Origin of the sequence: Polaromonas sp. CG_9.11 (assembly GCF_015752225.1) — a bacterium.
GTDB lineage: Bacteria > Pseudomonadota > Gammaproteobacteria > Burkholderiales > Burkholderiaceae_C > Polaromonas.
This window is the reverse complement of sequence record NZ_JADOVE010000005.1, coordinates 189,665-203,560: the sequence shown is the minus strand read 5'-3', so window position 1 is coordinate 203,560 and position 13,896 is coordinate 189,665. Positions and strand designations below refer to the sequence as shown.

Genomic DNA, 13,896 nt, shown 5'->3' with positions numbered 1-13,896 from the left:
GATCAAAATATCCCTCGGCTCACTTAGTCCCCTCGAATACCGGGATAGCCTTGGAATTCCGGCATAAACCAGTCCAAGATTTCCGCCGCACCCCCAGCTGGTCAATATTCAATCGGCGCCAACAGAGCAGCGTCTCGCTGCAGGCATTGACGCTCCTATATCAAGCAATAAATGCAGCGTCTTTTAAATCAGCCAAGATGAGAGGGTACAGCTCCCGAACAATGTGGCGTTTCAAGCAACGGTGAATTTCCTTTTTTGACAGGCCTTCACCGGTACGCCGCTCTACATATTGCCGCGTGCGCGCGTCGCTTCGCATACGAACCATTGCAACGGTCCACAACGCGTTGTTGGCCTGGCGATCTCCGCCACGATTGAGCCTATGGCGTTGAACCTTGCCTGACGAAGCCTGTAGAGGGCTGGTGAATGAAAGCAGCGAGGGCGGCGATCAGCTTGTCGGGCTGGTCGCGGTGGGGGGAATGGCCGCATTCAGGCAGTTCGAGCAATTGGGTTTGCGGAACGCGGCGCGCGATGCCACGAATTTGTTCCAACGTTCCGTATTCGTCGTCCAGTCCCTGCACGGCCAGCAGCGGGCAGGTGATGGTGCTGATTTCTTCTTCGATAGACCAGTGCATGAAGTCGGAGCGCAGCCAGATATCGCTCCAGCCCCAGAAGGCTGAATCCGGGTCGTCATGGTGGCGGGACAGGCGCTGGCGCAGGTCGGTTTTTAGATAGGCGGTGCGCGCTTTGGCAATGCTGCTGACGGATACTTCTTCCACCCGAATATGCGGTGCGAGCACGATGGCACCTGCAATACGCTGCGCAAAACGGGCCGCGTAGAGCAGGGCGATGGAGCCGCCGTCGCTGTGGCCCAATAGCCAAGGCTTGTCTGTCGTGGCGTCAATGCCCAGCGCCTCCATCAGGGCAGGCAGCACTTCCCGCGCTTGCCGGTGCATGAAGTCCGTTCCCAGTGTCTCTTCCGCTGTGTGCGGCGTCGAGCGGCCATAGCCGGGGCGCGAATACACCAACCCCCGGCAGCCTGCCGCCTCGCACAGGCGCTGCGGAAACTCCCGCCACATCGAGACTGACCCCAGGCCTTCATGCAATAAGACGATCAGCGGCTGGTCAGACTTTTCGCGGGCAATCCACTGGTGCTCAATGCGAAGGCTGCAGCCTGCCCAGTGAATGTCGATGAACTTCGCCGCCAGCGTCATTGGGCCGGGCCTTGCAGGTCGCGCAGCTTGAAGCGCTGGATCTTGCCGGTGGCGGTCTTGGGCAGTTCGGCCAGAAATTCGATCGTGCGCGGGTACTTGTAGGGCGCCAGCCGCTCTTTCACGAAGGCCTTGAGTTCGTCTTCGCTGACCAGCTGGCCGGACTTGAGCACGACAAAGGCCTTGGTCTTGGTCAGGCCATCGGCATCCGCCACGCCAATGACGGCCGCCTCCAGAATGGCAGGGTGCTGCGACAGCGTGGCCTCGACCTCGAAGGGCGAGACGTAAATGCCGCTGACCTTGAGCATGTCGTCGCTGCGGCCCGAATAGGTATAGGTGCCGTCGGCGTTGCGAACATACTTGTCGCCGCTTTTGGTCCAGCCGCCCTGAAAAGTTTCGCGGGATTTTTCGCGGTTGCCCCAGTACAGCAGCGCCGCGCTTGGCCCTTGGACGTACAAGTCACCGGTGTCGCCATCAGGAACCGGGCGGCCGTCATCGCCGCGCAGTTCCACTTGGTAGCCAGGAACCGGCCAGCCGGTGGTGCCGTAGCGAACCTTGCCCGGCAGATTGGACAGATAGATATGCAGCATCTCGGTCGAGCCAATGCCGTCGATGATCTCGATGCCAAAGTGGGCGGTGAAGCGCTCGCCCAAATCGGCGGGCAAGGCTTCGCCGGCTGAAGACGCCATGCGCAGCGACACCTGGTTTTTATTGGGCAGGCCGGGCGCGGCCAGCATGCCGGCAAAGCCGGTGGGCGCGCCAAAGAACACCGTGGGTTGGTGGTCAATCCAGCGCTTGAAGGTGGCCGCCGGCGTCGGGCGCTCGGCCATCAGCACCACCGTGGCGCCGACGCTGAGCGGAAAGCTCAGGCCGTTGCCCAGCCCGTAGGCAAAGAACAGCTTGGCGGCGGAAAAGCACACATCGCGCTCGGTCAGGCCCAGGATGGGTTTGCCGTAGAGCTCTGCCGTCCAGTAAGGATTGGCCTGCGTGTGCAGCGTGCCTTTGGGCTTGCCGGTGGAGCCCGAGGAATACAGCCAGAAGCCCGGATCATCGGGGCTGGTGGCGGCGGCCTGGGCCAGCGGCAGGTGCTGCTGGATCAGCGCATCGAGCGCCACGCTGCCTTCAGGCAAGTCGGCACCGGGGTGCGAAACGATAACGGTCTTGATCTCATGCGCGCCCTTGCCCATGGCCTCCTGCAGCATCGGCAGTAGCGCACCCGACACCAGCACGGCCTGGGCGCGGCTGTGCGCCAGCGTGAAGGCATAGTCATCAGCCGTCAGCAGCGTGTTGACCGCGACCGGCACGATGCCGGCATACATCGCGCCCAAAAAGCTGACCGGCCAGTCGCTGCAGTCGTGCATCAGCAGCAGCACCCGCTCTTCGCGGCGCACGCCAGCGGCCAGCAGTGCAGCGGCCAGACGACGGATGCGCTCCGCCAATTCGCCGTAGCTCAGGGTTCCAGCATCGTCGATATAGGCCGTCTTGGCGGGGCGCGAGGTGTTGCGGGCAATCAGGTGCTGCGCGAAGTTGAACGTCGTGCCGGGCGCCGGGATGTGGGATGGGATGCGCATGGGGTTTGTCTCCTTGTCTTTTGCTTCAGAGCGCGGGGGCGTCTGCCCTACAAATGCGCCTGCACGGCGCTGCGGCGGTGGCACAAGTTCAGGGCGCGCAGCCCGCCGAATTCTTCACCGCCGCCTGCGCGGCCCGGTCCGCCATGCAGCGACTGCAGCATGACGTTGCGGTGGCCGCTCTGCAGTACGGCCATGTCAAGCGAGATCACATGCACGCGGCCATGGCTGTCGGCAAGCTCAAGGGCCGTGGTGGCCAGCGCGTCGCCATCGCTGCCATACGAACACGTCAGCAGCGCGGGTCCGACGCAGCAGGCCAGCGTTGCATCGGCTTCAACCAGTTGATGACTGGCGCCATCGTGCAGCACTTCGGCCTGTGCACTCATAAAGAGATTTTTTCCTGAAAAATCATTGCCGGCTGAATTCGATGCTGCCCTGAGGCAAGAGGTACAGCACCAGCGCGCGTCCGCTGGACACGGTGGGCTGGTGCGCACTGCCGGGTGGACAAACCAGCCAGCCGGCGGGGCTGCCGTCAAACTGCGCGCCTTCATCAATCGGCATGATCAGGTCGATCTCGCCCAGCGGATGCGCATGGTGCGGGCCGGCGATGTCCTTCATGTCCACTACATCGACCGAAAAGCCGTGCAGGTCATCAGCCTGCTTGAAAATGCGACCGTAACGAATGCCGCCACCCGCGCGGTCGCACATCCAGCCTTCGGCAGCGCCGGTCATGCACGACTGCTTGAGCTGACAGTAGGTGCTGCTGTCGACGCCATGCTCGGCGTTGAGCCACGCATCCAGTTCGGCATCCAGCGGGCGGCCGGCCAGTTGGGCTGTCAGTTGCGTGATTTGTTCTCGGAATTCTGCAGGCGGCATGCGTGTTCTCCGTATAGTGTGTTGAACTTGTCAATTCACGCAATATGAATTATTGTGCTTGTATGAACCATAATTCTTAAAAAACATCATGTCAAGCAATATATTGCATGTATCAGGGTTAGTACCTGTTTCCTTTGTACCGACGAATGATTTCGTCGAAGCGCCGCTTCCAGTGCTCAATGCGGCTGAAACTGATGAGAAAAATCCTTTCCTGGTTTCGCTGGGTGAACGGGTCAAGGCCTTGCGGTCGCGGCGCGGAATGACCCGAAAAGCCGTGTCAATCGCCGCCGATGTGTCCGAAAGACATTTGGCAAACCTGGAATACGGCGAAGGCAATGCCTCCATATTGGTGCTGCTGCAGGTGGCCCGCGCGCTGCACTGTTCACTGGCCGAACTGATTGGCGACGTGACGACCTTGTCACCCGAATGGCTGCTGATTCGCGAGTTGCTCGAAGGCCGCGACGAGGTGGCGCTGCGGCGGGTGCGCATTGCCGTCGGCGAGTTGCTGGGCACTGGCAGTGGCAACACTGCCATCAGTTCGCAGGTCGCGCTGATTGGGTTGCGTGGCGCCGGCAAGTCAACGCTGGGTGCGCTGCTGGCTGAAGACCTGGGGTTTCCGTTTGTCGAACTGAGCCGTGAGATCGAAAAATTTGCCGGCTGCAGCGTCTCGGAAATCCAGGCGCTGTATGGCATGAATGCCTACCGCCGCTATGAACGCCGGGCCCTGGAAGAAACCATCCAGATTTACCCGGAAGCGGTCATTGCCACGCCCGGCGGCCTGGTGTCGGACCCGGCCACGTTCAACCAGTTGCTGTCGCACTGCACCACGGTCTGGCTGCAGGCCGACCCCGAAGACCACATGAAGCGGGTGTTGGCGCAGGGTGACTTGCGGCCCATGGCGGCCAGCAAGCAGGCCATGGAAGACCTCAAGGGCATTCTTTCGGGGCGTGCGGCTTTCTATTCAAAGGCGCAGTTCAAGGTAGATACCAGCGCTCAGAGTCTTGACTTGACTTATCAGGTGTTGCGTCAGACCGTTCGGGAGGCGTTGCAGTTGCCGGTTTGATCGTTTACAAAAATCTGCATAAAAATGCTTGTTTGTTTTTTGTTGGTTGCATTATCATGCGTATATTGACTTTCAATGAATGCATTTTCATGCATCAAACTGGAGACCTGAACCCATGACCACTGCCACCCGTGTCGAATACCAGACTGACCCCGCGCAGTACAAGCACTGGAAACTCAGCTTCAATGGCCCTGTTGCCACGCTGGCGGTGGACATTGATGAAAACGGCGGCCTGCGTCCTGGCTACAAGCTCAAGCTCAACAGCTACGACCTCGGGGTCGATATTGAATTGAACGACGCCATCAGCCGCATCCGGTTCGAGCATCCGGAAGTGCGCACCGTGGTCGTCACCAGCGCCAAGGAAAAAGTTTTTTGCTCCGGCGCCAACATCTTCATGCTGGGCGTGAGCAGCCATTCCTGGAAGGTGAACTTCTGCAAGTTCACCAACGAAACCCGCAACGGGCTGGAGGATTCCTCCCGTTACAGCGGCCTGAAGTTCCTGGCGGCCGTCAATGGCGCTTGCGCTGGCGGTGGTTATGAGCTGGCGCTGGCCTGCGACGAAATTATTTTGATCGACGACCGCTCCAGCGCCGTCAGCCTGCCCGAAGTGCCATTGCTCGGCGTGCTGCCCGGCACTGGCGGCCTGACCCGCGTGACCGACAAGCGCCATGTGCGCCATGACCTGGCAGACCTGTTTTGCACCAGCGTTGAAGGCGTGCGCGGCCAGAAGGCCAAGGACTGGCGTCTGGTCGACGACATTGCCAAGGCCGTCGATTTTGCCCAGAAAGTACAAACCCGCGCGCTGGCACTGGCCGAACAGAGCGACCGCCCCGCCGATGGCAAGGGCGTGGTGCTCAAGGCCCTGAATCGAACCGTCGAAGCGGATGCACTGCGTTATTCGAACGTGAGGGTGGAGATGAACCGCACCAAACGCACGGCCACCTGGACCATCAAGTCCCCTGCGGGCGTCCAGCCCTGCGACATAGCTGGCATTGAAGCGCTGGGCGCCGATTGGTTCCCGCTGGTGTTGGCGCGCGAACTCGAAGACGCGATTTTGATGATGCGCACCAACGAACTTGACATCGGTGTCTGGCTGATAAAGACCGCAGGCGATGCGGCCGCCGTGCTGGCCATGGATGACGTGTTGCTGGCGAACCAGAAACACTGGCTGGTGCGTGAAACCATTGGACTGCTGCGCCGCACGCTGAGCCGCCTTGACTTGTCGTCGCGCAGCCTGTTTGCGCTGATCGAGCCCGGTTCGTGTTTTGTCGGCACTTATCTTGAATTGGCGCTGGCCTGCGACCGCAGCTACCACCTGGCGCTGCCGGATGATGAAGAACGCGCACCCAAAATCACCGTGGCCGACACCAACTTTGGCCTGTACCCGATGGTCACCGGCCAGAGCCGCCTGGGCCGCCGCTTCTACGACGAGCAGCCGGCCTTGGAAGCCGTGCGCGCCAAGGCCGGCCAGCCGCTCGATGCTGACGCCGCCTTTGCGGTCGGCCTGGTGACGGCCAACCCCGACGACATCGACTGGACCGACGAAGTGCGGATTGCCATCGAAGAGCGCGTGTCAATGTCGCCCGATGCGCTGACCGGCATGGAAGCCAACCTGCGCTTCAACGGCCCCGAAAACATGTTCACCCGAATTTTTGGCCGTCTGACTGCCTGGCAAAACTGGATATTCCAGCGGCCCAACGCCGTCGGTGAAAAAGGCGCACTCAAGGTGTATGGCAAGGGCGAAAAATCCCAGTTCGACTGGAACCGCGTCTAACCGCAATCCCCTCGTTGTGCGGCGTGGTCCGGTGGCGCGCCGCAACCGAAATTTTTTCCCCCGAATCCGTCCGTTATTTTTGGAGACCCTCATGTCCAGCATTAATTACAGCGAAACGATTCCCAACAACGTCAACCTCGGCGAAGACCGCACGCTCAAGCGCGCGCTGGAGCAGTGGCAGCCCAACTTCCTCAACTGGTGGGATGACATCGGCCCCGAAGGCTCGACCAACTCCGACGTGTACCTGCGCACCGCCGTCAGCGTCGATCCGCAAGGCTGGGCGCAGTTTGGCCATGTCAAGATGCGCGACTACCGCTGGGGCATTTTCCTGAACCCCGGCAGCGCCGATCGCGACATTCATTTTGGCGACCACAAGGGCGAAAAAGCCTGGACCGACGTGCCCGGCGAACACCGCGCCAACCTGCGCCGCATCATCGTCACCCAGGGCGACACCGAGCCGGCATCGGTCGAGCAGCAGCGCCACCTCGGCCTGACCGCACCCAGCATGTACGACCTGCGTAACCTCTACCAGATCAATGTTGAGGAAGGCCGCCACCTGTGGGCCATGGTATATCTGCTGCACAAGCATTTCGGCCGCGACGGCCGCGATGAAGCCGAAGGCCTGCTGGAGCGCCGCAGTGGCGACGAGAACAACCCCCGCATCCTGGGTGCCTTCAACGAAAAGACGCCGGACTGGCTGAGCTTTTTCATGTTCACCTACTTTACCGACCGCGACGGCAAGTTCCAGCTGGCCGCGCTGGCCGAAAGCGCTTTTGACCCGCTGGCCCGCACCACCAAGTTCATGCTGACCGAGGAAGCGCACCACATGTTTGTCGGCGAAAGCGGCATTTCCCGCGTCATCCAGCGCACCGCGCAAAAGATGAACGAGCTCAAGACCGACGACGTGGGCAAGCTGCGCGCTGCCGGCGTGATCGACCTGCCGACCCTCCAGCGCTACATCAACTTCCACTACAGCGTCACCATCGACCTGTTCGGCGCCGACGAGTCGAGCAATGCCGCCACTTTCTACAGTTCGGGCCTCAAAGGCCGCTACGAAGAAGGCAAGCGTGTCGATGACCATGTGCTCAAGGGCCAGACCTACCAGGTCATCGAGGTCAAGGACGGCCAGCTGGCCGAAAAGGAAGTGCCAATGCTCAACGCGCTCAATGAAGTGCTGCGCGACGACTACATCCGTGACTCGGTGGCCGGCGTCGAGCGCTGGAACAAGGTGCTGGCCAAGGCCGGCATTGCGACACGGCTCAAGGTGCCGCACAAGGCGTTTCACCGCAACATCGGCTCGCTGTCCAAAGTCAAGGTGTCGCCCGATGGCCGCGTGGTGCTTGACGCCGAGTGGAATGCCTGCGTCAACCAGTGGCTGCCCAGCAGCGAAGACCGCGCCTACGTCGCCAGCCTGATGGGCCGCTGCATCGAGCCCGGCAAGTTCGCCAACTGGATTGCGCCGCCGGTCATGGGCATCAACCGCCAGCCCGTGGATTACGACTATGTCCGATTTAATTGACCCCCACGCTTGTCGCTTCGCGTGGTTCGCTGCCCCCCGAGGGGGCCGCTCCGCCTGCGGCCCGGCGAAGCCGGTTCCGCGTCCGGAATTTGGACGGCGGGGATTTGGTACCGTTCTGTTTCCTGCTTTGCGAACTGTGATACCTCAAGCGGGTGGCCTGGCGTGACGGCCTTTTGCTTCCTTATTTCGCGCTTTATTATTGACGTTTGAAGCGTAGTTGCCACCAAGCCCTTATCGGAAACCGCCATGGACATGACCGAAATACACGTCATCAAGCAGCATCTGATCGACCCGGAAATCTGCATTCGCTGCAACACCTGCGAAGCGACCTGCCCGGTGCAGGCCATCACGCATGACTCGATGAACTACGTGGTCGATGCTGAAAAGTGCAATTTCTGCATGGCCTGCATTTCGCCATGCCCGACCGGCTCGATTGACAACTGGCGTACCCTGCCGCGCATCAAGGCCTACAGCCTGGAGGCGCAACTGGGCTGGGACGAGTTGCCGGCCGAACTCACCCCCGAAGAACTGGCGGCAGAAGGCGTGGCAGCCGGTGCCATTCCCGACATCGAACCGGTGGCGCCTGCGCTGCCTGCCGCCGCCAGTGGCGAGACGGTTTTCAACAGCGCCCAGTCCGGCGCAAGCCTGCCGCCCTGGTCGGCCGCGCATGCCTACCTCAATCTGTACGGCCCGAAAGCGGCTGAAAAATTCATCACCGCCACCGTGACAGGCAATGTGCGGGTGACCGAGATTGGCAGCGACGATTACGACACGCACCACATCGTGCTGGACTTCGGCAAGATGCCTTTCCCGGTGCTTGAAGGCCAGTCCATCGGCATCGTGGCGCCGGGGGTTGATGCCAACGGCCGGCCGCACCATGCGCGCCAGTATTCCATTGCCAGTCCGCGCAACGGCGAGCGTCCCGGCTACAACAACCTGTCGCTGACGATCAAGCGGGTGCTTGAAGACCACCAGGGCAATCCGGTGCGCGGCGTCGGCTCGAACTACATGTGCGATTTGCAGGTGGGTGACCGGGTCGAGGTGATTGGCCCGTTTGGCGCGAGCTTTTTGATGCCCAACCATCCGCGCTCGAACATCGTGATGATCTGCACAGGCACTGGCAGCGCGCCAATGCGGGCAATGACCGAGTGGCGCCGGCGGCTGCGCAAGTCGGGCAAGTTCGAGGCGGGCAAGCTGATGCTTTTTTTCGGCGCCCGCACCCAGGAAGAGCTGCCTTACTTTGGCCCGCTGCAAAGCCTGCCCAAGGATTTCATCGACATCAACTTTGCGTTTTCGCGCACGCCGGGTCAACCCAAGCGCTATGTGCAGGACGTGATGCGCGAGCGAGCGGCCGACCTGGCGCTGCTGCTGCAGGATGCTTCGACCTTCTTTTATGTCTGCGGCCTGAAAAGCATGGAGGAGGGCGTGGTGCTGGCGCTGCGCGATGTGGCGCAGCAGGCTGGCCTGGAGTGGCAAACGGTCGGCGCGGCGCTCAAGACTCAAGGGCGGCTGCATCTGGAAACCTATTGAAGGCTGGAGCGCATTCGTTCCGTCCAGTCGGTCGGGTTTTTGCATCAAATAGGCCTCTGGCGCACGACTGGTATGCAAAAGAAGCTATAAATTAAGTAGCAAGAAGCGGTCAGGCGCCTTGTGCGCTGTGTGGTGAGGCAGCGAACTTTCGCTCCAGCGCTTTCCCTGCAAGGTCCGGGCTGCTGCAAATTCCCCGTTAAGCTTGACACCCATGCCCGACATGTTTTCCGCCCTTCGCTCACGCCGTTCCCTTGTGCAGGCCGCGCTTGCCACCCTCGGCGCTGCCGTGTTGCCGCAGGCCGTCTCCGGCGAGGCTTACCAGGTCAGCCCGTGGGGCGGTCCGGTGGATGCTTTCGCGCTGGTCGATACCACCGGCAAGACCTGGCGACCTGCCGACTTCCGGGGCCGGGCGGTGCTGCTCAACTTCTGGGCCAGCTGGTGCGAACCCTGCCGCGCCGAGATGCCTTCGCTCCAGCAGGCAGCCGCCCTGCAGGGCGCCGACAAGCTGCTGGTGCTGGCCATCAACTTCAAGGAAAAACCGGCCAGCGCCCTGCAGTTCGCGCAGCAGGCCGGCATCATGCTGCCGGTGCTGCTCGATGTCGATGGCCAGGCCGCGCGGCAATGGGGTGTCAGGATTTTTCCGACCACGCTGACCCTGGACCGCCGGGGCCGGCCAAGGCACCGGGTGCAGGGCGAACTGGACTGGACTGGCCAGGCAGCCGGGAAGCTGATCGCCAGCCTGCTGTGACCCTGGGTCTTTCCAGCTTTCTGCCATGGCATGGCATTTCGGCCCTGCGAATTGACCAGCAAATGTTGAGCTGATACACACGACGCTGTCCTTATTCCATTTCCAAATCATTCCGCGATCAGGCGCGAAGCCGCAGGCAGTGCTGTAGCACGGCAAGGCGAAGCCACGACATATCGGCGTGATTTGGAAATGGAATTACAGAATGCTCGAATAACCCCGCGTGACAAGCCGCACGAGCGGTTGCATCGGCTCCAGCGATAATCAAGGGCTGCCCATGACTGGCGCGCTGCCCTGCAACAGCCGCCCACCCCGGCACCACTTCCCGGTGCTTCTTCACCTGCCCCGGTGCTGTGACCCTTTCACCATCCTTCCCAGGAGTTCATCGATGACCACCCTACGCCGCACCTTGCTGAAAAACACGGCCGCCGCCGCCCTGGCCGCTTCCCTGCCAGGCCTTAACTTTGCCCAGTCGCCCCTGGCTGCCTCGCGCACCCTGTTTGCACCGCAAAGCGGCGCCTGGCGTGCGTTCGAGGTCACGACCCGGGTGGACATTGCCCAGCTGAATGGCGCCACCCGCGTGTGGTTGCCGATTCCGTCGGTCAACAGCGACTACCAGCGTTCGCTGGAAAGCAGTTTCTCCAGCAATGGCACGGGCAAGTTCATGCAAGACGGCCAGGAGGGCGCCAAGATGCTGTACGTTGACTTTGCCGCTGGCGAGGCCAGGCCGTTTGTCGAACTCATCAGCCGCGTGCAGACGCAAAACCGGGCAACCGACTGGTCGCAAAAGACCGCCCCTGCCGAGGATGCCGACACGCTGCGTTATTTCACCCGGCCCACCGACCTGATCCCGACCGATGGCATCGTGCGCACCACCGCGCTGGAAGCGACGCAGGGCGCCAGGACCGACGTGCAAAAAGTCCAGCAAATCTACGACTGGGTGGTCACCAATACCTACCGCGAGCCCAAGGTGCGCGGCTGCGGCGAAGGCGACATCCGGACCATGCTGGAAACCGGCAACCTGGGCGGCAAGTGCGCCGACCTGAATGCGATCTTTGTCGGCCTGTGCCGCGCCGTTGGCATCCCGGCGCGCGACGTGTACGGCATCCGGCTGGTGCCGTCAGCCTTTGGCTACAAGGAACTGTCGGGCAATCCGGCCAGCCTGAAGGGCGCGCAGCACTGCCGCAGCGAAGCCTACCTGAAGGGCTACGGCTGGGTGGCGATGGACCCGGCCGATGTCGCCAAGGTCATGCGCATGGAAACGGCCGACTGGATCAAGAACACCATCAGCCCGGTGGTGGCGCCGGTCAACAAGGCGCTGTTCGGCGGCTGGGAAGGCAACTGGATGGCCTACAACACCGCGCATGACGTGTCGCTGCCGAACGCCAAGGCTAGCCCGCTGGGGTTCTTCATGTACCCGGTGGCTGAAAACGCTGCCGGACGCTTTGACTCGTATGCGCCAGATGATTTCAAGTACCAGATCACGGCGCGGGAAATCAAGGCTTGAGGCTGATTTTTGATAATTGCTGACGCTTGCGCATTGATGGCTGCGTTTTCTGTTCTTGTTCCTTTGCCTTTGGGTAATTTCTACTGTGGTTTGAGGGGTGAGCGCCTTCCCGGCGGGGGTGACTTTCTTTTCTGGCAAAAAAGAAAGTCACCAAAGAAAGTTGCCTTGATTCGGGGAAGAGCTGAACGCTCTGACGGGCCATCGCTTCGCTGGGCCCTGGGTTCTCTGATCGGCAGCCAGGGGCCCATGCCTTGGCTTGCTGGTTTGACCGCTCGTTCGCCAACAGCTTCACGCTCTGCTTGATCGTTACTTTTGTGCCTCAAGCACTGCTGGCACGATACAAGTCGGGTTGGCGAAGCCTAACCCGACATCTGCGACTTATGCCAAACAGGCGTTTCGCGCTTGCTGCATAAGCGCGAGCAGCTACCAAAATGAGAGTATTTGCCTTATTCCAGGAATAAACCGAGCCGGCTTTCAAACCGGCGCGACTCGCCGCTCAGCGGGTCGGTGAACGCAATTGACTTGGCGAGCAACTGCAACGGCCGCGCGTAATCATCGTCAGGCGTCACGTCGACTGGCGGGTACATCCGGTCGTTGCGGATCGGCAGGCCCAGCGCATTCATGTGCACCCGCAGCTGATGCTTTTTTCCGGTCACGGGGCTCAGCGCATACAGCGCCTGTTCGCCCCGGATCTGCAATACATCGATATGTGTCTCGCTGTTGGCTTCGCCCGGCACTTCGCGCTGCCGGAAAAAAGGCTGGTCTTGCACGATGCGTGATTTGCGCTGCAGGGGAAACCGCAGTTCGGGGCGCCACGGCGCCAGCGCTTCGTAATGCTTGACGATTTCATGCCGCCGGAACAGCGCCTGGTAGGCGTCGCGTTCTGCCGGCCGGACGGAAAACAGCACCAGGCCGGCGGTTTCGCGGTCAATGCGGTGGATGGGCGTCAGGCTGTCGATGCCCAGCTGGTTTTTCAGCCGCACCAGCAGTGTTTCCTGCAGGTAATGGCCCGAAGGCGTGACCGGCAGGAAATGCGGCTTGTCGGCCACCACCAGGTGCTCGTCCTGGAACAGCACGGCGGCTTCGAACGGAATGCGCGCCTCCAAGGGCAGGGCGCGGTAGTAGTACAGCCGCATGTGGCCTTGGAACGGGCGCTGGGCCGTCACCGGGTCGCCAAACTCGTCAGCCACCAGACCGGCGGCCATGCGCTCCAGCCAGGTGGTCCGCGTGATGGCCGGAAAACGTTCGGCCAAAAAATCGGTGAAGGTCGGCCAGCTGCCCGCCGGCAGGCTGACGCAGCTCGGGCCGACGCCGTGACGCGTCGGCAACCCGCCATGGGCCAGCAATTGGCTCACGCGCGCGTGAACACCAGGTCCCACACACCGTGGCCGAGCTTGATGCCCCGGTTCTCAAACTTGGTCAGCGGGCGGTAGCCGGGTTTGGGCGCGTAGCCATCGCTGCCCGCGCCAGCCGTGTTGACCAGCAGGGGCTCGGCGGCGAGCACTTCCAGAATCTGCTCGGCATACGGCTGCCAGTCGGTCGCGCAGTGCAGGTAGCCGCCTGGCTTGAGGCGCGCGGCCAGCTTGGCGATCAGGGGCGCCTGGATCAGCCGGCGCTTGTTGTGCTTGGTCTTGTGCCACGGGTCGGGGAAAAAGATGTGCGCGCCGTCCAGGCTGGCCAGCGGCAGCAGGTGGTCGATCACCTCGACCGCGTCATGCTGCAGGATGCGGATGTTGCCAAGTGCCTGCTCGTCGATGCGCTTGAGCAGCGCGCCGACGCCGGGCGTGTGCACTTCGCAGCACAGGAAATTCTTTTCTGGCATCAGGGCCGCGATGTGCGCGGTGGCTTCGCCCATGCCAAAGCCGATTTCAAGAACCGTCGGTACGTCGCGTTCGTAAACGGCTGCGAAGTCCATGGGGGTGCCGGTGTAGGCCAGCAGGAACTTCGGGCCGACATCGGCGAAGGCCTTGGCCTGGCCGACGGTGGTGCGGCCGGTGCGGCGCACGAAACTGCGGATGGTGCGGGGATGGCTCACGTCGGCGGGAGCGCCTTCGTGAAGGTCCGACATGGCGGGCGTGGCGGGCGGGATGGGGGGGGGAGATTCAA

General features: G+C 61.9%; 11 protein-coding genes and 2 pseudogenes. 6 read left to right on the top strand and 7 right to left on the bottom strand.

Features of this window, described 5'->3' with window-relative positions:
- Positions 1 to 160: 160 nt before the first annotated feature.
- From IWX85_RS06535 to IWX85_RS06515, 5 genes and pseudogenes are all read right to left on the bottom strand, one after another.
- Positions 161 to 418 (bottom strand): annotated as a pseudogene (locus IWX85_RS06535) (transposase); the annotation flags it as partial.
- Entirely contained in the window at positions 378 to 1,211 is an 834-nt protein-coding gene (locus tag IWX85_RS06530) for an alpha/beta fold hydrolase (RefSeq protein ID WP_196869175.1), read from the bottom strand. The pseudogene IWX85_RS06535 and the gene IWX85_RS06530, both read right to left, overlap by 41 nt.
- On the bottom strand, positions 1,208 to 2,779 hold the full coding sequence (locus IWX85_RS06525; RefSeq protein WP_196869174.1) for a benzoate-CoA ligase family protein: 1,572 nt from the start codon (positions 2,777 to 2,779) through the stop codon (positions 1,208 to 1,210). The genes IWX85_RS06530 and IWX85_RS06525 overlap by 4 nt, the downstream gene beginning before the upstream one ends.
- A 47-nt stretch (positions 2,780 to 2,826) precedes the next feature.
- Positions 2,827 to 3,162, bottom strand: a pseudogene (locus tag IWX85_RS06520) (3,4-dehydroadipyl-CoA semialdehyde dehydrogenase); the annotation flags it as partial.
- Between the two features lie 22 nt (positions 3,163 to 3,184).
- Positions 3,185 to 3,652: a DUF4863 family protein gene (locus tag IWX85_RS06515; protein ID WP_196869173.1), complete on the bottom strand. Its 468-nt coding sequence runs from the start codon at positions 3,650 to 3,652 to the stop codon at positions 3,185 to 3,187.
- An 88-nt stretch (positions 3,653 to 3,740) separates the two neighbouring features.
- On the opposite strand from IWX85_RS06515, the gene IWX85_RS06510 reads away from it, so the two are divergent.
- The 6 genes from IWX85_RS06510 to IWX85_RS06485 all read left to right on the top strand — a co-directional run bounded on the left by IWX85_RS06510 (position 3,741) and on the right by IWX85_RS06485 (position 11,790).
- Positions 3,741 to 4,715, top strand: a complete 975-nt coding sequence (locus IWX85_RS06510; RefSeq protein WP_196869172.1) for a helix-turn-helix transcriptional regulator — start codon at positions 3,741 to 3,743, stop codon at positions 4,713 to 4,715.
- 115 nt (positions 4,716 to 4,830) lie between these two features.
- Positions 4,831 to 6,489, top strand: coding sequence for a 2,3-epoxybenzoyl-CoA dihydrolase (gene boxC, locus IWX85_RS06505; protein ID WP_196869171.1), 1,659 nt, complete (start codon positions 4,831 to 4,833; stop codon positions 6,487 to 6,489).
- Between the two features lie 91 nt (positions 6,490 to 6,580).
- Positions 6,581 to 8,008, top strand: a complete 1,428-nt coding sequence (gene boxB / locus IWX85_RS06500) for a benzoyl-CoA 2,3-epoxidase subunit BoxB (RefSeq protein WP_196869170.1) — start codon at positions 6,581 to 6,583, stop codon at positions 8,006 to 8,008.
- A 246-nt stretch (positions 8,009 to 8,254) separates the two neighbouring features.
- Positions 8,255 to 9,538 (top strand): benzoyl-CoA 2,3-epoxidase subunit BoxA, encoded by a 1,284-nt coding sequence (gene boxA / locus IWX85_RS06495; RefSeq protein ID WP_036810006.1) that lies wholly within the window; start codon positions 8,255 to 8,257, stop codon positions 9,536 to 9,538.
- A gap of 220 nt (positions 9,539 to 9,758) precedes the next feature.
- On the top strand, positions 9,759 to 10,286 hold the full coding sequence (locus tag IWX85_RS06490; RefSeq protein ID WP_196869187.1) for a TlpA disulfide reductase family protein: 528 nt from the start codon (positions 9,759 to 9,761) through the stop codon (positions 10,284 to 10,286).
- Positions 10,287 to 10,671: 385 nt separating this feature from the next.
- Positions 10,672 to 11,790 carry a transglutaminase-like domain-containing protein gene (locus IWX85_RS06485; RefSeq protein WP_036810008.1) on the top strand — a complete coding sequence of 373 codons (1,119 nt, stop codon included), beginning with the start codon at positions 10,672 to 10,674 and terminating at the stop codon, positions 11,788 to 11,790.
- A gap of 446 nt (positions 11,791 to 12,236) precedes the next feature.
- On the opposite strand, the gene IWX85_RS06480 is transcribed toward IWX85_RS06485, so the two are convergent.
- Both IWX85_RS06480 and trmB read right to left on the bottom strand, forming a co-directional pair.
- Complete coding sequence (locus tag IWX85_RS06480) at positions 12,237 to 13,145, bottom strand: RluA family pseudouridine synthase (RefSeq protein ID WP_196869169.1); 909 nt, start codon at positions 13,143 to 13,145, stop codon at positions 12,237 to 12,239.
- The gene (gene trmB / locus IWX85_RS06475; protein WP_196869168.1) at positions 13,142 to 13,858 is read right to left on the bottom strand and encodes a tRNA (guanosine(46)-N7)-methyltransferase TrmB; all 717 of its coding nucleotides are present in this window, start codon (positions 13,856 to 13,858) and stop codon (positions 13,142 to 13,144) included. The genes IWX85_RS06480 and trmB overlap by 4 nt, the downstream gene beginning before the upstream one ends.
- Positions 13,859 to 13,896 lie beyond the last annotated feature (38 nt).